This window comes from Thioalkalicoccus limnaeus (genome assembly GCF_041197575.1).
GTDB lineage: Bacteria > Pseudomonadota > Gammaproteobacteria > Chromatiales > Chromatiaceae > Thioalkalicoccus > Thioalkalicoccus limnaeus.
The window spans coordinates 66,763-89,517 of record NZ_JBDKXB010000014.1; the positions used below are offsets into that span (position 1 = coordinate 66,763).

Below are 22,755 nucleotides of genomic sequence, written 5' to 3' on the forward strand. Positions count from 1 at the left end.
CGATGGCGAAGAATTTACCGGATTTCGCAGCCGACGTAGCCTTCCAAATGACGCTGATCGCTTTGGGTCTCAATCACAAGACGGCGCCGATCGACATCCGCGAGCGCGTGACCTTCGGGCCGGATATCATCGCTGGTGCCCTGCGGAGCCTGATGGAAGGCTCCCTGGTCGACGAAGCCGCGATCCTGTCGACCTGCAACCGCACCGAAGTCTACTGTGCGATGAGTACTCCGGCCGAAGAGCCGGTGCGATGTTGGCTAGGTCAGTTTCACGGTTTGGACAGCGAGCGCGTCGAACCTTACCTCTACGTCCACGTCAATCACCAGGCCGTCCGTCACCTGCTGCAGGTCGCCAGCGGCCTGGATTCGATGGTGCTCGGCGAGCCCCAAATCCTCGGCCAGGTCAAGACGGCCTTCCAAACGGCCTGTGATTGCGGCACCGTTGGGAAACTGCTCGGACGTCTTTTCCAACACACCTTTTCGGTCGCCAAACAGGTACGCACCGACACCGCGATCGGCTCGAGCCCGGTGTCGATCGCGTTCGCCGCCGTGAGCCTGGCCCGCCAGATCTTCAGCGACCTGACCAACCAAACGGCTTTGCTGATCGGCGCCGGCGAGACGATCGAACTGGCCGCGCGCCATCTGCGGCAGCATCAGCTCGGACGCATCATCGTCGCAAACCGAACCATCGAGCGCGCCCATGCATTGGCCGAGGAATTCAATGGATACGCGATCGGCCTGACCGAGATTGCCGATCATCTGGCCGAGGCCGACATCGTCATCTCCTCGACCGCCAGCCCGCTGCCAGTCCTCGGCAAGGGCACCGTCGAACGGGCGCTGAAGAAACGGAAACACCGTCCGATCTTCATGGTCGATATCGCCGTGCCCCGCGACATCGAACCCGAAGTCAGTGAACTCAACGACGTGTATCTGTACACGGTCGATGATCTCCAGGGCGTTGTCAACGAAGGGTTGAAGTCGCGCCAAGAGGCGGCCAGCCAAGCCGAGGAGATCATCGAGATCCATACCGAGGAGTTCATGTGCTGGCTGCGGTCCCTGGATGCCGTTGGGCTGATCCAGGACTACCGGAGACGCGCGGAATCGGCACGCGATGAGGTCTTGGCGCGCGCGCTGCGGCAACTCGAATGCGGCAAGCCACCGGCCGATGTGCTCGGATACCTGGCCCATACGCTGACCAATAAGCTGCTGCACATTCCGAGCACCCGTTTGCGCCAGGCCGGTCGGGATGGCAAGGTCGAGCTATTGCAGGCCGCGAATGAACTCCTGCAGATCAGCGACGAGGCCAAGGCCGCGCGATGAACGCCTCCATCCGCTCCAAGCTGGAGTGGGTCGCTGAACGCCGTACCGAGGTAGAAGCCCTGCTGGCCGAACCCGAGACGCTCGCCGACCAGAACCGCTTTCGCGCCTTGAGTCGCGAGTACGCCCAAATCGAACCGGTCGCCAGCTGTTTCGAGCGCTACCGCGAGATCGAGGCCGAAATCACCGCGGCCGAAGAGTTGCTCGGCGATCCGGAGATGGCCACGCTCGCGCGCGAAGAAATCGCCGCCGCGACCCGGCGCCGCGCCGATTTGGAGCCAGCGCTGCATCGGCTGCTGATTCCCGCCGATCCCAACGACCACCGCAACGTGTTTCTCGAGATTCGCGCCGGGACCGGCGGGGCCGAGGCCGCGTTGTTCGCCGGCGATCTGTTGCGCCTGTACCTGCGCTACGCCGAGATGCGCGGCTGGGGCACCGAATTGATCAGCGAGAGCGAAGGCGAGCACGGCGGCTACAAGGAGGTCATCGTGCGCATCAGCGGATCTGCGGTGTACGCACGCCTCAAGTTCGAGGCCGGAACGCATCGGGTGCAACGGGTGCCCGAGACCGAATCCCAGGGTCGCATACACACCTCCGCCTGCACGATCGCCGTCCTGCCGGAGGCCGAGCAGATCGACGAGATCACGCTCGATCCGAACGATCTGCGCATCGACACCTTTCGCGCCTCCGGCGCCGGCGGACAGCATGTGAACAAGACCGACTCGGCGATCCGCATCACCCATCTGCCCAGCGGACTGGTCGTCGAGTGTCAGGACGAGCGTTCCCAGCACAAGAACCGCGCCCGGGCCTTCGCGCTGCTACAAGCCAAGTTGCTGTCGCAGGCCCAGGCGGCGCAGACCGATGCCGAGGCCCAGTCACGACGACTGCAAGTGGGCAGTGGCGATCGCTCGGAACGCATCCGAACCTACAATTTCCCGCAGAACCGGCTCACGGATCACCGGATCAATCTGACGATCTATAAGCTCGATGAGATAATGACGGGCCAACTCGATCAGGTCGTCGACCCTCTGATCGAGGAATACCAGGCCGACCAACTCGCCGCCCTTTCGGAGACCTGACGCCAACACCACTGCGATCATGACGGACATGCCCGTCGCACATGGGTTTTTCGGTCAGCGAGGCGCGTCGATCGGGCCCGAGAGACAGACGCAGCGACGAATCATGGCCGGCTCTATGGCGGGGAGCCGCCACACCGCTATCGGGTCCGAGCGTCGTGCATCGCGGGGGAGAATCCATGTGTGACGGGTCTACCATCGGCTCGGTCATCGCCGCGGCCAGCGCTCGCTTGGGGCATTTGACCGACACGGACCCGAGACAGGAAGCCGAGCGACTTCTCGGTCTGGCGACCGGCCTTCCGCGCACCCAGATCCTGGCTTGGCCGGAGCGGACCCTAACGGCTCACGCGATCGCGGCGTTCGCTGCCCTCGTCGCGCGGCGCGCCGACGACGAGCCCTTTGCCTACCTCAGCGGTCGCCAAGGATTTTGGACGCTGGAGCTCGAAACCGATCCCACGACGCTGATCCCCCGCCCGGAGACGGAAGGGCTTGTCGACCTGGCCTTGCGGCGCTTGCCGGTCGATCGGCCACTGCTCGTCGCCGATCTGGGCACCGGCACCGGTGCCATCGCCGCCGCCCTCGCCAGCGAGCGACCGGCCTGGCGACTGATCGCCACCGACACCTGTCGCGCTGCCCTGCGGGTCGCCGGCACCAACTGCACGCGCCTGGGACTGAGGAACGTCACGCTGGTAGCCGCCGATTGGCTCAACCCGTTTGGACACGCCACCTTCGATGCCGTGCTCACCAACCCACCCTACATCGCGGAACAGGATCCGCACCTCGACCGCGGCGGCCTGCGTTTCGAGCCTCGCAGCGCACTCGTGTCCGGCCACGACGGCCTCATGGCGATCCGGCGTATCGTCCGCGACGCGTTCGGCCGCCTACACCCCAGCGGGCTGCTCGCCATCGAGCACGGCTTCGATCAGGGACCGGCGGTACGAGCGCTGCTGGCCGCCGCCGGCTATCGCGATGTTGTGACCGAACACGACCTCGCGGGACTCGAACGCATCACGTCCGCCCTTCGCCCTCCCACCAAGGCGAGCAATCATTACGCGCCTTGATATACAGATATTAAATTTTCGTTGCTTGCTTCTTCCATTAGCATACAAGAGCCATGGACATTGACGACGACCGTATCAAGATACGCCACATCCCGTTCGACCCGCTGCACCCGAACCGCAACCAGGTGCAGATCGCGGCTGACGCCTTGACCGGCGAACCGGGAATCCTGGATGCACACGCCGCCTCACCGGTCGTGCTGCGCGTCACCTACGATCTGTTCCACACCAAACTCGCGCACATCGAGCAGGCCCTGATCGAGTTGGGACTGCACCTCGATGCCCCGCTGACTTATCGGATCAGGCGGGCCCTGTGGTACTACACGGAAGACACCTTTCGCGCGAACCTGCGCGATGATCACAACCAGATCGACTGCACGAAAAAGGTCTTCGCGACCCGTTACGACGCGCTCGATCATTCGTTGCGCGACCATCGTCCCGAACACTGGCGGCGGTATCTTTAGAGCGCCCGGCAGGAAGCGAGCCGTTTTCGGGGCGACGAGGCCCGGCGTTGTTTCCTGCTCCCCCGACCGACGACACCGACAGCAAGCAATGCGCCTTCGCTTTGCGCCGCGGACCAGCCGATGACCATCACTGATGACCAGGTCGCCCGCTACGACCGTCAGATCCGGTTACCCGGCTTCGGGCCGGAAGGCCAACAGCGCCTCGCATCGGCACAGGTGCTGATCGTCGGGCTCGGCGGCCTGGGTTCACCCGTGGCCATGTACTTGGCCGCCGCCGGCGTCGGTCATTTGATCATCGCCGATTTCGATGCGGTCGATGCCTCGAACCTACCTCGCCAGATCCTCCATGCCAACGACTGCATCGGCCGGCCCAAGGTCGATTCGGCGCACCGCATGTTGACCGCGTTGAACCCGGAGGTGCGGATCGAGACGATCAAAAGCAGCCTCCATCGCACCAACCTCCCGGGTCTCGCGTCACGGGTCGATCTCGTCATCGATGCCAGCGACAACTTCGGGACGCGGTTTCTCGTCAACGAGGCCTGTCATGCTGCGGCGGTGCCTCTCGTCTCGGGTGCCGCGATCCGCACCGAGGGACAGGTGACCGTTTTCTCGGGCCGCCCGGGCGGGCCCTGCTACCAGTGTCTCTATCCTCGTGATATCGGAACAGACGAAACCTGCGCGGTACAAGGGGTTCTCGGCCCGATGGTGGGTATCATCGGCTGCATCCAGGCCACCGAAGCCATCAAGATCCTCGTGGGCCTCGGAGAGCCTCTGTACGGCCGCCTGTTGCTTCTCGATGCGCTGACGATGACCTGGCGCCAGATCCGCCTGACGGCGGACCCTGCCTGCGCGATCTGCGGCGACCGCCAGAGCCCCTCCGGATGACAGGGCGCGGGCGGCGTGCCGCTCGTCTCTGATCCCCTTGACCTCGCTCAGCATTTCGACCGGATACCATGATCGCCGGTTGCCAGGCGTCCGTGGGTGGGGCAATGATTGAGCCTCGATCCACTGATGACCTGCGTTACAGGAGAAACACCGATGCCCGCGTTCGGTCGACCCATGACCAGCCTCGCCGCGACCCTGGCACTGACCTCGGTCTTTTCGATCGGCCACCTGCCCGCTGCCGAGTACGAGCCCTACAGGAGCTACTTCGAGCCACTACCGGCCCTGCCCCCGATACCGGCCGACAACTCACTGACCGAGGACAAGATCGAACTGGGCAAGATGCTGTTTTTCGAGCCGCGGATCTCCGCCAGCGGCGTGATCAGCTGTGCCACCTGTCACAACCCGGCGTTGGGCTGGGCCGACCGCATCCCGAGGGCCGTAGGCCACCAAGGCCAGGTGGGTGAACGCAACACCCCGACCGTACTCAACTCCGGGTTCCTGGAGGCCCAATTCTGGGATGGGCGCGAGCCCAGCCTCGAGGGCCAGGCCTTGGGACCGATCCAGGCCGAGGTCGAGATGGCGATGACGCTCGATGGCGCCATCGAGCGATTGGCCGAGTTCGACGAGTACCAGACCAGGTTCCGACAGGCCTTCCCGGATCAGGAAGACCCGTTGACAGCAACCAATGTCGCGATGACCTTGGCCAGCTTCCAACGGACCCTCAATACGCCGAACTCACCGTTCGATCGATACCTGCGCGGCGATCTGGCCGCGATGAGCGAGTCGCAGAAGCGTGGGATGGCGGCCTTCGTCAACAACGGATGCATCGCCTGTCATCGCGGCGTCAACCTGACCGATAGCCGCTTCCACCGTTTCGAGCTGCCTGGCTCGACCGACGAGGGGCGTTTCCTCGTCACGGGCGAGGAACACGATCGTTTTGCGTTCCGTACGCCGACGCTGCGCAATGTCGCCGTGACCTACCCCTATTTCAACAACGGCAGCGTCGACGACTTGGGCGATGCGGTTCAGTTGATGGGGCGACAGATGCTCGGGCGCGAACTCGACGAAGACAGCGTCGCGGACCTGGTCGCATTCCTGCATGCGCTGACCGGCGAGATGCCGCGCGTGATCTTCCCGGCCTTGCCGTGATAGGCGTTCGCCATGGCCAGGCGCGTTGGTCGCCACCCCGGGACGAGCTGACGAAAGACCCTCGCCGTGCGTCCCAGAAGCGAAGGGCCAGGCCTCATCGCAACAGATCTCGCGGGACCAATCCGAGCTCGGCCCTCGGCAGCGCCAGTGGTTCGACACGGACCACGAGCCCAACCTGTTCCAGCGCGGCCCGATAGAGCTCGGCGGACTCGGCATCGACATCCCTTTTTAGCACCATGGCCCGGCCGCCCAGAATCAGGGTCCGGGCCTGTTCCTGCGGGATCCGGAAGCGCGCAGCGAAGTCAGCGATGACGTGTTGCGAGCGAACCCCAGCCTTCAACTCTCCCGAGTAGACCACATTGAAACGCGTCGACATTCCGCTGCCTCCTGCCCCACAGCGACCCTCGCCAATCGCGGCGCCCCAAGCCCGTACCCGCGGGTTCACGCCGTCATCCGCTTGAGCCAAGCCAGCACGCCCGGTTCAGCGACCCAGACATCGCGCATCGCCTCGCGGTATAGCCAGGCCTGATCGTCCCCGCCGGGTGGCATCGACCAGTGGGCATGGTTCGGTGGCTTGATGCGCTGTCGCGTCAGATACGCCGGGATCGATGGCAGTCGCCCCACCGCCTGGTCGAGCACCTGCGCCGCTCGTTCTGCCTCGCCGAGCCGGTAGAGCGCCAGCACCTCCCCATAGGCGAGGTCGGCCAATCGATCATCCGGAAAGCGCCGTGCCAGCGCCAGCGCCTTGCGATCCTGACGGTCACGCAGATACAGATTCATCAGGTCCGCCCGCACACCATGATTATCGCGCGGATTCAAGCGCAACAAGTCCTCCAGGGTCGCCGCCGCGCGATTCCGTTCTCCCGCCTCCACCTGCTGCAGGTATAGTCTGAACAGCAGGCGCAGTGCCGGGCGATTGCGCTCGCTCGTCCAGGGTATCGTCCGGCGCGAAGCGCCGGGAACCGCCTGCTCGATGATCGCCTGCGCGCGTGCCAGCAGCGGTGGCAACAAGGCCCGGCGGAACCAAGGCACCACGCTCTCGGGATGACTCAGGATGGCCGTGGCCACATCATCGAGGACATCCAGGCTGTCCCCGGCCTCTGGGTGCCGTAACAAAAAATCGACCCAATCCCGCGTTGCCCAGATGCTATCGTCTTCGATCAGCGCCAATTGCGTGGAAAAGGGTTTGACCGCCGGAAATACCCGGTGCCAGGCTTCCTCGAGCCGCCGCAGCGTGCGCCCGGGCCGCAGCCGCGCCGCCGTACCGCGGATCTCGCCGTCGAGCGGACGCGAAGGGGTCTCCCGCGCCTCGAACAGTTCGAGTTGATTCGCCGGGACCTCGGTGCGGTTCGACGCCAGGGCCGCCAGACGATAATGGGGCAGCGGGCGACCCGCGATCTGATCCAGCCATTCGCGCAGATCGAGCACGGTCGAATCCAGCGCAGGGGCCTGGCTCGCCACCAAGGCCTCTTGCGGGTCATCGAGCGCGAGCTCGAGGAAGGCCAGTGTCCCGAGATCATCACGGCCAGCCCGGATCAATCGATGACGCCACACCTGCGCACGACGCCGCGCCTCGTCGTCTCGATACTGGGCCGTCAGCAGGGCGATCTCCAGGAAGGCCAATGCCGGATCGTCCGGGGTCTGGCGCAAGGCCTCGATGAAGGCCTCGTGCGCGACGTCGAAGGCCCCGGCATCCATGTGGTCGGCGCTGAGCCGCCGCCAGGCCGCACCACGTAGCGCCCGCGCCCCGATTCCGGTCATCCTCGCCAGGAAGGTCCGCTTCTTCTTCCAATGATCGAGCCGATCGTAGGCATCGCACAGCGACTCGAGGGCCGGCACGAACCGCGCGCTATCACCGGTCGCTTCGTCGAGGTTCGCAAACAAGGGCTCGACCAAAGCGATCGCACGCCCAGGCCGATCGAGGTCGAGCCACCGATCGGCCACCTTCGCGAGCAAGTGATCCGGGATCACCGCCAGATGCAAAGCACGCAGCAGGTCGCGCTCGTTCAACTCATCGAGCAACAGTTCCCAAAGGACATCGCGGGATAGATCCGGCAACTCGTCGGTCCGACCGCAGCACGAGTCGAAGGACTGCCCTGAGTCACAGGGACAGCTCGTATCGGGTGCGAGCAGCGGCAAGGCCCCGAAATCACGGGAGGGCAATGGCGTTGCATTCCAGATCGCCGCCGCGAGCATGATAACGACCCGCCCAACCTCGACACTCGACAAAGCCGGCTCGGTCAGCGTCAGGACCTCCGGGAACCGCTCCCGTGCCCAGCGCAGAAAACGGTCAGGATCCTCGTGTCCGAGAATCTCGCGTAACGCCTCGACGATGAGCCCCTCGATTCGATCGCTTTCGTGCAGCTCCTGGTGGAACATCGTTCGGTTCCTCCTCACCCGTCAGGACCGGGGGCGGGGCCCAGATTCCCCTCGGTCTATCTTACAGCGGCCGCGCCTCCCGTACCGAAACGCCCGGCCCCCAGGTCACACTCGCCCGAGCGCGATACTCGACGGTGAATTGTACCTTAGGGGACCCCGACCGCTGTCGACTCTTCACCCTTCGACTCCTTATCGGATCCGATCACACTCGGTAAGATGGTCGCTGCGATCGAATTCCCCGAGACCCACCGATGACCGAAGCCAAGGTACGCATCTTCGTCTCGTCACCGTCCGATGTGGACCACGAGCGCGCCCTGGTGCGGGACATCATCGATCAACTGTCTCACGAATACCTGCCTTACTTCGCGTTGGAGGCCGTGCTCTGGGAACAAGAGGCACTGACCGCCGACCAGACATTCCAGGCCGGCATGATACAACCGGCCGATTGCGATATCGTTCTCGTCATTCTCTGGACCCGGCTCGGAACTCCGCTGCCCGAGGAGCCTTATCGGGGCCTGACGGGCACCGAGTGGGAGTTCGTCAACGCGGTCGAGTCATCGGAGCGTCGCGGTCACCCCGAGGTCCTGGTCTACCGGAAGACTGCGCCCCGTCTGATCGACATCACGAATCCCGAGGCCACCGAGCTCGCGCTCGACGACCGCCGCAGCCTCGAGCGCTTCTTCCAGCGCCACTTTTTCCACGACGACAGCAGCTTTCGTCGTGCCTTCCGAACCTTCTCCAGTGATGCGGCATTCCGCGAACTGATCGAGGTGCAACTGCGCAAGCTGCTGAACCGGCGCATCAGCATCGAGAAGCGCGGTACCGATGCGCTCGCGTGGCGCGGCAGCCCGTTCCGTGCCGCGCGCCCCTTCGACGTGAAGGATGCGCGTATCTTCACCGGTCGTGAGCGCGAGACGCGCGAATTGGTCCAGCTGATCGCGGATACCCACCCCCCCGATCCACGCCTGCTGCTGGTCACGGGCCCGAGCGGGTCAGGCAAGAGCTCGCTGTTGCGCGCGGGCCTCGTTCCGACCTTGACGCGCCCTCACCTGCTCGACGGGGTCGCGGGCTGCCGTTGGTGCCTGTTGGAGCCGGGCGTCGCCGAGAACGAACCCTTGATCGCGCACCTCGCGCAGGCCCTGTTCACGCAGGACGCGCTCGGCGCGGCGGCGGAAGAAACCGGCCTCGACCACCGGTTGCTGTCGCGGTTGCTCGCGAAGGATCCGGAGGCGGCGGCGCTTCAGATCGCGACGGCCTTGAGGCGTCAGGCCACCCTGTTCGCCGCCGATGAACGGCTGCTCTTGGTGATCCTCGTCGACCCGCTCGACGCCCTGCTGGGCCACGACGAGGCCGAGGTGGTCGGTCGCGCGCTGGCCGGCCTGGCCCAAGTCGAGGATGTCTGGGTCGTGGCTGGGGTCCGCAGCGACCGCCTACCCCGCCTACGCGAGCTGGCCCCGCTCGCGGCACTGATCGACGCGCCGCGCGTGTTCCTGCTCCCACCGCCGCCAGCCGCGCGGATTCGCCAAATTCTGCAGATTCCGGCGCGGATCGCCGGAATCGAGTACGAAGGCGACGAACCAGGCGCCGGTCGGAGCCTCGTCGATCTGCTCGAGTCCGAAGCCAGTGTGCTTGAACACTGGCCGGCATTGATCCAGCTGACGCTCGAGCGGCTCTTGTCGCGGTCGGGCGCAGCGCCGGGCGAGGACCCGTCGGCAGCCGCCGGTGGCGATCGGCGCAGCACTCGCCTGAGCATCGCAGCCTATCGGTCCGGAGGTGGTCTCGTAGGAGCGACTCTGTCGCGGGCCGATACGCTGTGGACCACTCTCCCTCCGCCGCTGCGTGCCGCGTTGCCGAGGCTGTGCCGAGCCCTGATCAACCTCGAAGGAGGGATGGACTCGCACCCGACGCGACGCGCCGGTGATCTGGCAATGCTGGAGACGGATCCCGCGTGCGCCGAACTGATCGCCGCGTTGGTCGACGCCCGGCTACTGGCCACCGAAGGACGGTCCGATCCACTGATCATAGAGACCCCGTGCCCGCCGATCGACTACAGCCTCGCCGGTTACATCCGCGCCCTGCTACGACCGGGAGGCAACGGCTGGCTGACGCGGCTGACTCGGGGACCAGCCGAGGCCGCGATCGATGCTACCGCGCCGCAACCCGAGACCGATCAGGCAAGGCCGGCGTGGCATCAGGTTCGGCCAGTCGTGCTCTTCACGCATCCGCGACTGCTGACCGATTGGTCGCCGATCCGGGATTGGTTACGCCAACCCGATAACCGCCGATTCCTGCAATGGCGTTTTCATCTCTCGCGTCAGTCCTCGCTGTGGCGGCGCACAGATTGCAACCGCGAATACCTGCTCGGGGAGGCCGGCTTCGCCGCGGCCCGCCCCCTGATGAGTACGTTCGAGTCGGAGCTCGAGCCGATCGAGCGCGACTACCTGTCGCATTCGGCCCGCAACCTCGCCTTCCATCGGCACCGTAACCGCGCATTTCGTCTGCTGGGCATCCTGTTGGTCAGCTTGCTGCTGGTGGCGACCAGCGCGGCCTTCTGGGCCTGGGAGGCGTCCCGTACCGCCACCTTGAATCTGCAACGCAGTCTGCTGAACGCCGCCGATCTGGCCATCACCCAGGGCAACACACCGCTGGCGGTCCGCTTGGCGCTCGACGCCGGTCCCTACCTGCCCTATCAGGCGATCGATACGCTCAGCCGCGCCTTCACGATGAACCGGCTGATCGCCCTGGCACCCACGGACAGCGCGGCCACCCGCCTGGCCCCGGCCTTTCGTGCCGACGGGGCACGGCTGGTGACCCTGGCCCCGGGCGACGGGGCTCACCTCTGGCGCCTCGATGAAGATCGATTCGTGTTCGAGCGACGGCTGTCAGGTCCGCAACCCGAGCTGCACGCAGCGCTCTTCGCCGCACCCGGCGAGGAGGCGGCGATCATCGGCCTGGGACCTGAAGGGGTCTGGCGCCTGCCGACCGAGGCCGCGCGCGAACCCGACTACCGATGCCGCAGCGAGCCGGGCAGTCTGACCGCGCTGGACCCGACCGGTCGCTTTCTCGCGATCACCCACGACATGCCTCCGGACCGATTCGGCGTCTGTGTGCTCGACCTCGAAGAACCCGGCCGTATCCTGTTCGACCGACCGGTCCATGACCAGGAGATTCGCAGCATCCTATTCTCGCCGGACGGCCGCACGCTGCTGACCGCCTCGCGCGACGGCACGAGCCGACTGCTGTCCCGCGCGGATGGCCGCGAGCTCCTGGCGTTGCCGAGCACCGGGCCACTCGGCCGGCCGATCAATCGGGCCGTGTTCGATGCGCGTGGCGAGCGCATCGCGCTGGCCGCCGCCGACGAACGGATCCGGCTCTACCGCCGGGACGGCACCCCGCTCGCCGAGTTCACCGGAACACGACAGAAGGACCGGATCCTGCGTCTGCACCGAAGCGGCGTGCGCGATCTGGCCTTCTCGCCCGACGGGCGTTTCCTGGTCGCCGTCGACGATGAAGGTCAGGTCGTGCGGTGGCATCTCGAACGCGCGGAGACCGGGGACGTCCTCGGCCATCACGGCCTGAGTGTCGAACGGGTGAGTTTCGGCCAGGACATCGGCCAAGAAACCCTGTTGCTGACCGCCTCGCTCGATAGGACGGCACGTCTCTGGGGCTTGGACACCGGCAAGCAATACGCCGTCTTCAGCCACGATGCCGCGGTCACCGACGCCCGATTCAACCATGAGGGGACGCGGGTGATGACCTATTCGCTGCTGGATGGCTCGGCGCGATTGTGGGGCGTCGAGCCCGAATCCCGGGTCTCCTATCGCCTCGAACACGGTGACCATGTCTGGTCGGTGGCCCTGGCCGCGGCACCGCCGTCGCTGGCGCCGGACGGCCCGGCCCTGTTGCTGGCAAGCGCGGCGTTCGACGGCTTGATCCGTGTCTACCGACAGGATCGCGTCGTCGCCGGGGCCTCGCCGGAACTCCTGTATGAGCTCACCGGCCATCGCGCCCGGATCCGTCGAGTGGCCTTCTCGACCGATGCGACACGGCTGGCATCCGCCGCGTTCGACGGCACGGCTCGCATCTGGAATCTGCTCGACGAGACCCTCGTCTGCGAACTGGACCTCGGCAGCGCGGGGCAGGAGACGCAGGTCCACCAGGCCCGGTTCGGGCCCGATGACTCCTGGCTGATGACCAGTTCGAACGATCGGACACAGCCGCTGCGATTGTGGGACGCGGCTTCGTGCGAAGAACTCCCGCTCCCGGCGGCCGCGACCGTCGACCCGACGGTCCAGGCAACGGTCCAGGCCTTGGCGATCTGGACCGATGGCGACCAGGAGGTGCTGGCCGCGAGCGGCGACGACAGCGGCTGGATCCGTGTGCGCCGCCAGAGCGGCGGTCGCTGGACCCTGGTGTGCGAAGTCGCGGCCCATCAACAGCCGGTGCTCGACCTGGCCCTGGCACCGGACGGGCGACGCTTGGCCAGCGCCAGCGAGGACGGGCGAGGTGCGCTGATCCGTATCGATTCCGACGGTTGCGAACTGGACAGTTACCTCGAAGGTCACGCCGGCATCCTGTACAGCGTCCGCTTCGCGCCCGACGGTCGGCAGCTGGTCACCGCCTCGCTCGACAAGACGGCCCGCCTGTGGCGCACCGACGGTAGCCCGATCGCGACGCTCGCGGGACATCGGGATCGGATCTATCAAGCAAGCTTCAGCCCCGATGGCGGCTGGCTCCTGACCGCATCGCGGGATGGTCAGATCCGGTTTTGGCGCAGTCCCACAACGCCGGATCGAACGCCGGTGGCCTCGTACCTGGTGCTCGATGCCGAGCTGGGCGGTGTCGCCGACGCGGTCTTCAGCCCGGATGGCCGTTACATCGGCTCCGCGCACTGGGAGAACGCCGCGCTCCTGTGGCGCATCTGGGCCGGAGACGAGCCCAGCCCTCCCGGGCTGGCCGCTTCTTGGGGGCAAGACCGCGCCCGTCTCGCGTTGCTCCGCGAAGCCGACCGCTTTCGGCGCAACAACCTGCTCGACCGGGTCGACGCGCCAGCCTCGGACTGAATGGACCCATCTCGGGACAGCATCGAGGAAACACTCGCCGGTCGGGAAAGCGCAGCGCATCCCGACATCGAAGGCCGCCTCGTACCGCTTGTTTTCGAATCGGAACTGATGGTATCCGTGTCGAACGAGGTCAGGTCGGGAAGCCGTCGGCCCGCCACGCACGAATCGCCGCCTCATCGAGCGCGCCGTCGCGCGCATAGAGCCGCGACAGTTCCTCGCGGCGCTCCGGCGGGGCGCGGTCGTAGAGCGTCGCGACCGTCATCGGCGTGGTCCGGCGCACCGTGCCGCCGGCCGTCACGGCGCCGAGATAGAGGGTTCGGTCGCCGATATCCAAACGCCCCTCGACACGGCAATCGAGCCACGCAATGGCCTGCGTCAAGCGCGGCTGACCGCTCGGCGTCGAGCTCGACGGACACCCGGCGAACTTGTCGGTGTCATGCCCGCTCGCCAGGCCGAAGCGCCACACCAGATCGAGCTGGTCCGTGGCCAACAGATGCAGCGCAAAGCCCCGGCCGGCCTCGATCAGCCGCCAAGTGTGGTGTTGCTTGGCGATACCGATCACCATCCGCGGCGCCGTGGCAACGATCGACGCCCGCACGACGAAGGTCGCGACCAGTCCGCCGCGTCGTTCCCCGTCCGCCGCCGTGACGATCCACAGCGGCGGGTCCCAGAGCCGATAGACCTCATCGATCGCGTCGGCGGTCGCGGCATCCAGGGCCGAATGGATCGGGTGCGACATGGCCGTGGTTCAGGGAGCGAGACGCCCCGAGCCCATCGTTGCCGGTCGCGGCAGCATCACTGGTGTGCCTTGAACAGCCACGGGATCAGGTCCTCGAAACGGGTGGCGAAGTGGATCGTGAGACCCTTGCGGACATGCTCCGGAATCTCATCGAAGTCACCCTGATTGTCGGCCGGCAGGATGATCTCCTTGAAGCCGGCGCGCCGTGCGGCGATCAGCTTCTCGCGGATGCCGCCCACCGGGAAGACCTCGCCGGTCAGCGTGATCTCGCCGGTCATCGCCAGGCGCCGGGCCGGCTCGTTGCGCGCGAGCGACAGCAAGGCCGAGGCCATCGTGATCCCGGCCGAGGGACCATCCTTCGGCGTCGCCCCGGCCGGGACGTGCAGGTGAATGAACGCCTTCTCGAAGAAGGCCGGATCGGCACCGAGGTGCTGGGCGCGGCTCAGCAGATAACCGAGCGCGATGTCGGCCGACTCCTTCATCACGTCGCCAAGCTGGCCGGTCAGCTTGAATCCCCGCGCGAAGCCATGGACCCGGACCGCTTCGATCGACAGGGTCGCGCCGCCCATCGCGGTCCAGGCCAGACCGGTCACGACGCCCGGCCCCGACAGCTTGCGCTCGTCACGGAACACCGGGCTGCCGAGGTACGCCTTGAGATCGCCGGGGCCGACCTCGATCGGCGTGGCCACGCCGTCGAGCAACCGCACGGCGCCCTTGCGGACGATCTTGCCGAGCTGTTTCTCGAGCCGCCGCACGCCGGCATCCCGGGCATAGCCCTCGATCAACGCGCGCAGCGCCGGGACCTTGACCCGGATCGCGTCCTTGGGCAGACCGGCCCGTTCGAGCTGCCGCGGCAACAGGTATCTCCGCGCGATCTGGAGCTTCTCTTCGGCGATATAGCCGGACAGCTTGATGACCTCCATGCGATCCAGCAACGGCCCCGGGATCGTGTCCAATTGGTTCGCGGTGCCGACGAACAGGACCTTCGACAGATCGAACCGGAGGTCCAGGTAATGATCCAGGAAGTCGACGTTCTGTTCGGGATCGAGGACCTCGAGCAAGGCCGAGGCCGGGTCGCCTCGATAAGAGGCCCCGATCTTGTCGATCTCATCGAGCAGGATCACCGGGTTCGCGGTGCCAGCATCCTTGATCGCCTGGATGAACTTCCCCGGCATCGCACCGATGTAGGTGCGGCGATGGCCCTTGATCTCGGCCTCGTCGCGGATCCCACCGACCGAAAACCGGAAGAAGCGCCGGCCGAGCGCATCGGCGATCGACCGCCCGATCGACGTCTTGCCGACACCGGGCGGACCCACCAACAGGATGATGGCCCCGGCGATCGCGCCCTTGTGGATGCCAACGGCCAGGAACTCGAGGATCCGCTCCTTGACGTCCTCGAGACCATGGTGGTCGCGATCGAGGACGCGCCGGGCGCGCTTCAGATTGAGGCGGTCCTTCGAGTAACGACCCCACGGCAGCAGGGTGATCCAGTCCAGATAGTTGCGCGTGACCGCATACTCGGGCGACCCCGTCTCGAGGATCGCCATCTTCTCGAGCTCCTCGTCGACCCTCTTGCTCGCCGCATCGGTCAAGGTCAGCGCCGACAGCCGTGACCTGAACTTGTCGACCTCGGCCGTGCGGTCATCCTTTGCGATGCCGAGTTCCTTCTGGATCGCCTTGAGCTGTTCACGCAGGAAGAACTCGCGCTGCTGCTTCTGCATCCGTTCCTCGACCGAGCGCCGGATCTTCTGCTGGGCGCGGGCGAGTTCCAGCTCGTTGTTGAGCAAGACCAGCACCTTCTCCATCCGTGGCAGCAGCGGCACCGCCTCCAGCACCTCCTGGAGCTGCTCCTTGGTCGAGGTGGTCAGACTCGCAGCGAAGTCCGACAAATGCGAGGGGTCTTCCGGGCCGAAGCGATCGAGGAACACGCGAAGCTCCTCGACATAGAGCGGATTCAGTGGCAGCAGCTCTTTGATCGTATTGATCACGGCCATCGCGTAGGCCTTGACCTGATCGTCCGGAGAACCGGCCGGCTCGGGAAGATAATCGACACGGACCGCGAACGGCGCCTTCGACGAGACCCATTGCCGCAGGTGGAAACGTTGCAGACATTCGACGAGAACCTGCAAATGCCCCTGCTGTTCATGGACGCGATGCACGCGACACGCGGTACCGATCGGATAGAAGTCGCCAGGCGTCGCCTCTTCGGCGGTTTCGCTGCGCACCAACGCGACCCCGAGGATCTTGTGCTCGGTGTTGCCGACCGCCTTCAGCGTCTTGCTCCAGTGCTTGGCGTCCATCAACAGCGGCACTGCCTGGCCCGGGAAGAAGGGCCGGGAGGCCACAGGCAAGAGGTGGATCAGGCCGGGAAGAACATCGTTGGCGCGCGCGAGATTGACCTCGTGGCCGTCGGCCACCGCCGCGCCGTCTTGCTCGCTGTCGTGTTCGATCATTGTTCTACTGGTCTCCATTGGCCCCGCCCGAGCGTGTCTCCGGGCCGAGGAGACACCGATCGATCGGGGAGACGGACGGGCCGTGCCGGGTACGACGACGCACGGACGCGGCCCTCGAGGTGCGCCATCGCCATGCGCGGTCCTGATCACACCTGACCGGGCCTCCCGACACCACCAGGCCTCCCGGGTTGGGCACGGCCGGTGAGGTGCGGGCGGCTTGGGTTCTTGAAAGTGCCCTATGATAACCCGGACACCGGCCGATCCCCGGAACCGGCAGTCTGCTCGTGCAGCCAGTTCGACAAGGCGATGTAGCCGGTCACCGGGATCGTTTCGGCCCGCTGTGACGGGTCGATACCGCGCGCGGCAAGCTCGTCCCCGGTGATCAGCCCCGCGAGGCTGTTGCGCAGCGTCTTGCGGCGTTGCGCGAAGGCGCGCGCGACGAGGCCCGCGAGAACCGCCCGGTCGCTGATCGGCTCGGGCAACGGATCGTACGGGACGAGCCGCAGAAAGGCCGATTCGACCTTCGGCGCCGGCGTGAAGGCACCGGGGCCGATCCGAAACAGGGACTCGGCCCGGCAATAGGCCTGCACCATCACCGACAGACGGCCATAGGTTCGACTGCCGGGCGCGGCCGTGATGCGATCGACGACCTCGCGTTGCAGCATCAGGTGCATGTCGCAAAGACAATGGGCTTGATCGATGAAGCGGAACAGCAGCGGCGTCGAGATGTTATAGGGCAGATTCCCGACCAGCCTCAGATCCTCGTGTCCGTCAGCGAGCGAGCACAGATCGAACGTCAGCGCATCGGCCTGATGCACGCGCAGCGCGCCGCGCGAGCCAAGATCGCGCTCCAGCGGGGCGATCAGATCCCGATCCAGTTCGATCACATCCAAACGCCCGACGGCCGCCAGCAGACCCCCGGTGATGGCCCCGCGACCAGGCCCGATCTCGACCAGATGCTCGTCGGGGCGCGGCGCGATGGCGGCCAACAGCCGCTGAATCGTGCCGGCGTCATGCAGGAAGTTCTGGCCGAAACGTTTACGCGGACGGTGATCCATGTGCCCTCCATCCGGCATCGCCGAAGCGGGCGTCCAAGCGCCGTCCGGGTGACAGTCGGGACGGGCTTGGCGCCCACTTGCTATGTGAACCTTCATTCATGGCCTTTCTTTTCCGCTTTTCGCATTCTCTTCTCGGCGTCTTTTGCCTCCAGCGGCCTGGGATCGTCCGGGTGAGTCTTGCCGAATCGCTTCTCGTAAAGTTGTTCTGTCACACGATCGACCGGACCTACGCCGCGCGCCCTATGAGATCTCGGGGTCTCGCTGGAATCGGCCGCGCCGTGCTGGAGCCGAGTCTATGGACTTCCTCGAGCGCAGGACGCCGATGTCAGAGGTGCTTGACGGTCGCCGTGCCCGCTAGTCGGTCGGGGGCAGGTCCTCGAAGATCTCATCGAAGGCGAGCGAGACTTCCACGGAGGCGAAACGACAGGTTCCGTCCTCGGGCCGACAATCGTGCAGCAACCAGTCGCCCTCCTCGGTACGCCGGTAAGCCTCGGCACGGCGCGCGGCAATGTCGATCAAGACATACTCGCGCAGCGCAGGCAGAAGCCGATAGGCAGCAGCCTTGGCACCGCGGTCGAAGGCCTCGGTCCCCGGCGAGAGGATCTCGACGATGAGGATCGGGTGCTCGAGGTAATGCTCCGCGACGCGATCGCGCGCATCGCAGGACACCATCACGTCAGGATAGAAAAAGGCATCGGCCGCCGCCACGCGCAGTTTCATATCGGACACATAGGCCCGACAGGGACCGCCGCGCAGACGCTGTTTAAGTGCCGATGCGACGTTCAATGCAACCAGCACATGCTCCTGCCGCGCACCGACCATCGCGAACACCTCGCCGCGCAGGTACTCGTGCTTCTCGCGTTGTTCGGCCTCCCAAGCGAGGTAAGCATCAGCGTCGAAGGCCAATCGTTCGGCGGGTGTGGACATGTCGGCCCTGCGTCTCCGATCGAGGGGATAAGGCCAAGGTTACAGCACGCGGTTGTCCCTCGCGACCCCGCTTGAACGAGGACAAAACGGGCTCCACAGCTCGCCGTAGGATGGCTCGAGATCGCTGGAGCAGAGGGTCCCCACGGCTGCTCGCTTCCAAGAAAGGAAGGATGCACACCAGATGACCAGCAATCCATCCCTGGCCCCTGGACCGCCCCCCCAGAACGCAGCCGAGCCCCATCGCCGAACGGGGCTCGGCCGAGGTGCGGCTGAGCGATCGGCGGTTCCCCTGGGGCGTCGATCAGTGAGACTTGGATACGGCCGGCTCGGGTTGGGTCAAGGTCAAAAGAGTAACCCGCGTGGCGCTCCGCGGCCATCAAATGGTGGGCATGGTTGGTCATCAGCACGTGCGCATGCACTGCCACCGTAATTGCGGTCACCGTAATCGCGGACTCGCGAGCCTGGTTGAAAGCCGGCGCAATGGCATCCAACAGGATTGAGGTTTTGAGCCCGAGATATGCGATGTGTATCGAGGTTGCCGTCTCACTCAACGCCTAGGTGCGCCATGCCCGCTTCGCCGTCCGCCGCCGACGCAGCATCAACCACCCGAGCCGTTAACCTCCGGGTGCGGGAGGAGGTTCGCGACCTGATCGATCAGGCCGCCAGGATCCAGGGCCGGTCGCGCTCCGATTTCATGATCGACGCTGCCCGCCGAGCCGCCGAGGAGACGCTGCTCGATCAGACACTGGTTCGGGTCGACCGAGAGACGTACGAGCACTTCCTCGCCGTACTGGACCATCCTCCCGCGGGAGAGGGCTACGAGCGCCTGATGGCCGCCCCGAGCCCTTGGGAGGCGTGACCCTCGAGGCATCGGTGTCGCTTTGCTGCGCGACGCCGTCGAGCGCACCGCGACCGCAAGCAGGATCCTTGGTATCCGCGGACTCTTGGTGCATGCCCTGTCGGAACAGGCGGCGGCCTTCTATGCCCATCACGGATTCGTCGCGTCGCCGACGAATCCCTTGACGTTGGTCCTGTCGCTGAAGCGGGTCTAATTGGCCAGGACCATTCTGGAATCAGCCCGCGGCGACATCAGGTTTATCGGTGGTCGCCTTCCTTCGATCCGAGATCGATGACGAGTGGATTGGACCGGTCAGCCCGCCAATCGTGGAAGCGCGGGGAAACCCCGATCGACACCCTGCCGCCTGAATCCAGGACCGGCGCGGCGCCCCTGCGCCTGCTCCTCGATCAGGGTATCCAGCTCGGCCATCAAGTCCTCATGGGGGATGCCCTCACCGCGCTCCAGCGAGGCGCGGGCCTGCGCGATGCCTTCGGCGTAGCGGGCCTGCTGCGCCAGGTATTGCTTCAGGGCGTCCTCGATGACCCAGTTGCGCGAGCGGTCGAGGGCGTGCGCGAGCGCGGCGAGCTGATCGAGGATCTCGGTCTCGGTGCGGATGGTGATGGACTTGGATGACATGCCTTGCACTCATACTGATATCAGAAGCACTCATTCTTAGCACATGGGTGGCCTCGGCGCCAGGTAGGCCGGCTGGGCGGCGGGCATCGGGCGGCTCAGTGTCGCAAACACGTGACGCTCCGAACGGGTGCTATCGACCCAGCACCCAGCGCGGCCACCAGCACAACCAAACCGCGTTTCATGCCCATCTTCACCATGACCACCACTCGGTTACGGGCGACGCGGCCCTTGAAACCCTGTCCTCGACGCCGTTGCCGGATCGATGCCCCCGGAGTAGGATCCCGCCGGTTGCTGAACGCCTCGTTCAGGTCTCCGAGCCGGGGGATCCGAGGGCAGGCCCCTCAAACAGACCGATCGATGCCAGGGAACTTCCATGGTCCACAACACCCATCGCAACGAGGGCTGTATTGTCCCCTTGACGGCCCTGGTGCCGTTCCTGGTGATCAGCTTCGGCCTGGCATGGGGCATCCTGGCACTTTACCTGTTCCTGCCGGAGCCGATGATGGCGCTGTTCGGTCAGCTGTCCGGCCAGCACCCCCTGTTTTTCGTGGCGGTCTATGCACCGGCGATCGCGGCTCTCATCACCGTTGGCTTCATTGCGGGCGCCGCCGGCCTTCGGCGCTTCCTGTCCCGGCTCCTGCTCTGGCGCACCTCTCCGGGCTGGTTTCTGTTCCTTCTTTTCGGTGTGCCGCTGATCTACTATGCGAGTGCGGCCGCACAGGGGCTCGCGCTGTCGCCACCCACGCCGTTCGCCACCGTCTCCGCCCTGCTCGCCGCACTCTTCTTCATGGCGATCAAGGGCCCGGTCGAGGAGATCGGTTGGCGCGGCCTCGCGCTGCCTCTGCTGCAACGCCGATTCGCCCCGTTTTGGGCCGGACTGATTCTCGGCATCGTCTGGGGCCTATGGCATCTGCCCGCGTTTCTGCTGAGCGGAACGCCGCAAAGCGAGTGGTCGTTCGCCCCGTTCTTCCTGGGCGCCGTGGCCATCAGCATCATCGTGACGCCGATGTTCAATCAATCGGGCGGTAGCATCCTGCTGCCCGCGCTCTTTCATTTCCAGCTCATCAATCCGATCTGGCCCGACGCGCAGCCCTACGATACGGTGCTGTTCGTCGCCGCCGCTGCGGTGGTGGTCTGGATACACCGCCAGGCATTGTTCAATAGGCCGACAGCCGTGACCGAGGTCATTCCCTCGCACCCCGGGCAGGGCGGCACAGATCGCCAACCCGATCAAGATCCGAAGGGTTGCCGGGGCTAGGACAGGTCCGCATCGTCGCCCTTGCCGCAATGACCGACCTCGATCTGATCTGCCGGCCCCCGCGATTCCGCCAGCCAGACCCGACCGCTCTGCACAAGGAACTCGGGCCTCTCGACCCACACGCGTAATCCACTGTGAGCCGGCTCACTCAGCCCCGACTCTCCTGAAATCGTGCATGAACCGACCAGCGACCGAGGTCATCTCATGATCTCGCGAGCGCGCAGCGACGCCGAATACGCAACTTAGATTCGCCTCGCGCCCGGTCACGCCGCCCTTTCTGGCGCGCAGCCGATGGTGTCACGAGCCGATGCGAGCCGATGGTGTCAGGTCTTGCGTTTTGCCTCTTCGTCGGCGCGAACGACTCGGCTGATCCGTGCGCAATGCAGGCCGAATCGTCCCCGATGGCTTTGAGCGTGTACCCGCCGCTGGCGTAGGAGGCTGCAATGGCCTCGCCTCGATCGAGGTACAGGTTTGATGTAATCGATGTCCTCGCGCGCATCTCCGCGCGAGGTGATGTGGGGCAAAGCGCCGGGAAATCCGAGTCTGAGGGGTGAGCGATGGATCAAGCGTAACCCGAAACGGGCAAAAGACAAGACCTGACACCATCCTTCTAAGCCCCGCCGCTTCCCTTGCCGCTACCTCCCACGGGCTCGTCCAACAAACAGTTCAGATCTTCGCTCGCTTCGCTCGCTTCGCTCGGACGATCTAACCTTATTCGTTAGGCAACTATGCGTGATTGCAAGACCTGACCCCCTCCTTCGCACCTTGAACGGCTGCTCGGCGCCATGGCCTCGGAAGTCGAAGCGATCCGCCCCGATCGCTCCTTCCCACGCGCCATCACGTCATCCAAGCCGAAGCGCTTCCACCCCAACTACAAACGCTGCCGGTAGGGCTTAACTTAATGGCATTGCCTCCTTCCCTCTTCTCTATGGCTATCACCATAGCAAAGCAATCGCACCGGAGATTGCAAGAAAGCAAACTACCCACATAATGACTGGTCCGGATGCGCCGGTGAACTTAAAGCCCAATCCTTCGAATTCGATTTTTCCCGTAGTAATCTCGAAAATTGAAACGACAAATAGCGCTGCTACCGCAGCAAGAGGCAATCCTATTGTTGCGGCGAAATGCGCCTTGGCCACTTCTATCACCCACTTGTCTTCGGAAAAGAAAAGATAGACGACGATCAGAGCTAGGTAAACGCTCGCGAAAAGTGCTGCTCCTACCACAATCATCCATTGCGCCACCTGCGTTCGCAGGCGAGTCCAACGATCGGGTGCTTCCAAAATCGCCTCCCCGTTTGTAACTGTTCCGCCCCCTCGCTAGCCTTAATTCTAGGCGCGTAGCGATTATTGGGTCGGCTGGATTTGCATTGTTATAAGCGACGTTCCTTTCTTGTTTTGTGGTGGTTAATTTTTCTTTATCGCTCTCGCTTCTGCTTTCTCTGCATCCGCGATAC

At 65.2% G+C, this 22,755-nt stretch carries 18 protein-coding genes; 10 read left to right on the forward strand and 8 right to left on the reverse strand.

All coding sequences use genetic code 11. The features are described 5' to 3' along the window. The first annotated feature begins 47 nt into the window (after positions 1-47). The 6 genes from hemA (at position 48) to ABC977_RS11525 (ending at position 5,948) form a co-directional block, all read left to right on the forward strand. Positions 48-1,319 (forward strand): glutamyl-tRNA reductase, encoded by a 1,272-nt coding sequence (gene hemA, locus ABC977_RS11500; protein WP_369667421.1) that lies wholly within the window; start codon positions 48-50, stop codon positions 1,317-1,319. Further along, positions 1,316-2,395 carry a peptide chain release factor 1 gene (gene prfA / locus ABC977_RS11505; protein WP_369667403.1) on the forward strand — a complete coding sequence of 360 codons (1,080 nt, stop codon included), beginning with the start codon at positions 1,316-1,318 and terminating at the stop codon, positions 2,393-2,395. Before hemA ends, prfA begins: the two co-directional genes overlap by 4 nt. Before the next feature lie 176 nt (positions 2,396-2,571). Beyond that, on the forward strand, positions 2,572-3,453 hold the full coding sequence (prmC, locus tag ABC977_RS11510; protein WP_369667404.1) for a peptide chain release factor N(5)-glutamine methyltransferase: 882 nt from the start codon (positions 2,572-2,574) through the stop codon (positions 3,451-3,453). A 53-nt stretch (positions 3,454-3,506) separates the two neighbouring features. Next, positions 3,507-3,914, forward strand: a complete 408-nt coding sequence (locus ABC977_RS11515; protein ID WP_369667405.1) for a hypothetical protein — start codon at positions 3,507-3,509, stop codon at positions 3,912-3,914. A 126-nt stretch (positions 3,915-4,040) separates the two neighbouring features. Further along, on the forward strand, positions 4,041-4,799 hold the full coding sequence (locus ABC977_RS11520; RefSeq protein ID WP_369667422.1) for a HesA/MoeB/ThiF family protein: 759 nt from the start codon (positions 4,041-4,043) through the stop codon (positions 4,797-4,799). A 174-nt stretch (positions 4,800-4,973) separates the two neighbouring features. Beyond that, the gene (locus ABC977_RS11525; protein WP_369667423.1) at positions 4,974-5,948 is read left to right on the forward strand and encodes a cytochrome-c peroxidase; all 975 of its coding nucleotides are present in this window, start codon (positions 4,974-4,976) and stop codon (positions 5,946-5,948) included. A 94-nt stretch (positions 5,949-6,042) separates the two neighbouring features. Here the strand turns inward: ABC977_RS11525 and ABC977_RS11530 are convergent, their stop codons facing one another. Together ABC977_RS11530 and ABC977_RS11535 are read right to left on the reverse strand one after the other, a co-directional pair. Further along, positions 6,043-6,324, reverse strand: coding sequence for a hypothetical protein (locus ABC977_RS11530; RefSeq protein ID WP_369667406.1), 282 nt, complete (start codon positions 6,322-6,324; stop codon positions 6,043-6,045). 65 nt (positions 6,325-6,389) lie between these two features. Beyond that, positions 6,390-8,327: a hypothetical protein gene (locus ABC977_RS11535; RefSeq protein ID WP_369667407.1), complete on the reverse strand. Its 1,938-nt coding sequence runs from the start codon at positions 8,325-8,327 to the stop codon at positions 6,390-6,392. A 251-nt stretch (positions 8,328-8,578) separates the two neighbouring features. On the opposite strand from ABC977_RS11535, the gene ABC977_RS11540 reads away from it, so the two are divergent. After that, positions 8,579-13,390 (forward strand): nSTAND1 domain-containing NTPase, encoded by a 4,812-nt coding sequence (locus ABC977_RS11540; RefSeq protein ID WP_369667408.1) that lies wholly within the window; start codon positions 8,579-8,581, stop codon positions 13,388-13,390. Positions 13,391-13,520: 130 nt separating this feature from the next. On the opposite strand, the gene ABC977_RS11545 is transcribed toward ABC977_RS11540, so the two are convergent. From ABC977_RS11545 to ABC977_RS11560, 4 genes are all read right to left on the reverse strand, one after another. Then, the gene (locus ABC977_RS11545; RefSeq protein ID WP_369667409.1) at positions 13,521-14,129 is read right to left on the reverse strand and encodes a flavin reductase family protein; all 609 of its coding nucleotides are present in this window, start codon (positions 14,127-14,129) and stop codon (positions 13,521-13,523) included. Between the two features lie 56 nt (positions 14,130-14,185). Beyond that, positions 14,186-16,582, reverse strand: a complete 2,397-nt coding sequence (gene lon, locus ABC977_RS11550; protein ID WP_369667410.1) for an endopeptidase La — start codon at positions 16,580-16,582, stop codon at positions 14,186-14,188. Between the two features lie 236 nt (positions 16,583-16,818). Beyond that, a complete protein-coding gene (gene rsmA / locus ABC977_RS11555) occupies positions 16,819-17,640 on the reverse strand; it encodes a 16S rRNA (adenine(1518)-N(6)/adenine(1519)-N(6))-dimethyltransferase RsmA (protein WP_369667411.1) in 822 nt (273 codons plus the stop codon). 354 nt (positions 17,641-17,994) lie between these two features. Beyond that, the gene (locus tag ABC977_RS11560) at positions 17,995-18,567 is read right to left on the reverse strand and encodes a Uma2 family endonuclease (protein ID WP_369667412.1); all 573 of its coding nucleotides are present in this window, start codon (positions 18,565-18,567) and stop codon (positions 17,995-17,997) included. Positions 18,568-19,132: 565 nt separating this feature from the next. Here ABC977_RS11560 and ABC977_RS11565 point away from each other — a divergent pair. Both ABC977_RS11565 and ABC977_RS11570 read left to right on the forward strand, forming a co-directional pair. Then, complete coding sequence (locus ABC977_RS11565) at positions 19,133-19,426, forward strand: type II toxin-antitoxin system TacA family antitoxin (RefSeq protein WP_369667413.1); 294 nt, start codon at positions 19,133-19,135, stop codon at positions 19,424-19,426. 22 nt (positions 19,427-19,448) lie between these two features. Beyond that, positions 19,449-19,619 carry a hypothetical protein gene (locus ABC977_RS11570; protein ID WP_369667414.1) on the forward strand — a complete coding sequence of 57 codons (171 nt, stop codon included), beginning with the start codon at positions 19,449-19,451 and terminating at the stop codon, positions 19,617-19,619. Positions 19,620-19,717: 98 nt separating this feature from the next. On the opposite strand, the gene ABC977_RS11575 is transcribed toward ABC977_RS11570, so the two are convergent. Next, a complete protein-coding gene (locus ABC977_RS11575; RefSeq protein ID WP_369667415.1) occupies positions 19,718-20,041 on the reverse strand; it encodes a CopG family ribbon-helix-helix protein in 324 nt (107 codons plus the stop codon). Positions 20,042-20,456: 415 nt separating this feature from the next. Here ABC977_RS11575 and ABC977_RS11580 point away from each other — a divergent pair, with 415 nt between their 5' ends. Then, positions 20,457-21,299 carry a CPBP family glutamic-type intramembrane protease gene (locus tag ABC977_RS11580; RefSeq protein WP_369667416.1) on the forward strand — a complete coding sequence of 281 codons (843 nt, stop codon included), beginning with the start codon at positions 20,457-20,459 and terminating at the stop codon, positions 21,297-21,299. 935 nt (positions 21,300-22,234) lie between these two features. Here the strand turns inward: ABC977_RS11580 and ABC977_RS11585 are convergent. Beyond that, positions 22,235-22,582, reverse strand: a complete 348-nt coding sequence (locus ABC977_RS11585) for a hypothetical protein (protein ID WP_369667417.1) — start codon at positions 22,580-22,582, stop codon at positions 22,235-22,237. Between the last annotated feature and the right edge of the window lie 173 nt (positions 22,583-22,755).

What these genes read in the sequence shown, in the direction of transcription:
- ABC977_RS11515 (WP_369667405.1), top strand. Translation starts at nt 3,507, where the DNA reads ATGGACATTGACGACGACCGTATCAAGATACGCCACATCCCGTTCGAC.
- ABC977_RS11540 (WP_369667408.1), top strand. Translation starts at nt 8,579, where the DNA reads ATGACCGAAGCCAAGGTACGCATCTTCGTCTCGTCACCGTCCGATGTG.
- ABC977_RS11535 (WP_369667407.1), bottom strand. Translation starts at nt 8,327, where the DNA reads ATGTTCCACCAGGAGCTGCACGAAAGCGATCGAATCGAGGGGCTCATC.
- ABC977_RS11565 (WP_369667413.1), top strand. Translation starts at nt 19,133, where the DNA reads ATGCCCGCTTCGCCGTCCGCCGCCGACGCAGCATCAACCACCCGAGCC.
- hemA (WP_369667421.1), top strand. Translation starts at nt 48, where the DNA reads ATGACGCTGATCGCTTTGGGTCTCAATCACAAGACGGCGCCGATCGAC.
- ABC977_RS11545 (WP_369667409.1), bottom strand. Translation starts at nt 14,129, where the DNA reads ATGTCGCACCCGATCCATTCGGCCCTGGATGCCGCGACCGCCGACGCG.
- ABC977_RS11525 (WP_369667423.1), top strand. Translation starts at nt 4,974, where the DNA reads ATGACCAGCCTCGCCGCGACCCTGGCACTGACCTCGGTCTTTTCGATC.
- lon (WP_369667410.1), bottom strand. Translation starts at nt 16,582, where the DNA reads ATGATCGAACACGACAGCGAGCAAGACGGCGCGGCGGTGGCCGACGGC.
- prmC (WP_369667404.1), top strand. Translation starts at nt 2,572, where the DNA reads ATGTGTGACGGGTCTACCATCGGCTCGGTCATCGCCGCGGCCAGCGCT.
- prfA (WP_369667403.1), top strand. Translation starts at nt 1,316, where the DNA reads ATGAACGCCTCCATCCGCTCCAAGCTGGAGTGGGTCGCTGAACGCCGT.
- rsmA (WP_369667411.1), bottom strand. Translation starts at nt 17,640, where the DNA reads ATGGATCACCGTCCGCGTAAACGTTTCGGCCAGAACTTCCTGCATGAC.
- ABC977_RS11560 (WP_369667412.1), bottom strand. Translation starts at nt 18,567, where the DNA reads ATGTCCACACCCGCCGAACGATTGGCCTTCGACGCTGATGCTTACCTC.
- ABC977_RS11575 (WP_369667415.1), bottom strand. Translation starts at nt 20,041, where the DNA reads ATGTCATCCAAGTCCATCACCATCCGCACCGAGACCGAGATCCTCGAT.
- ABC977_RS11530 (WP_369667406.1), bottom strand. Translation starts at nt 6,324, where the DNA reads ATGTCGACGCGTTTCAATGTGGTCTACTCGGGAGAGTTGAAGGCTGGG.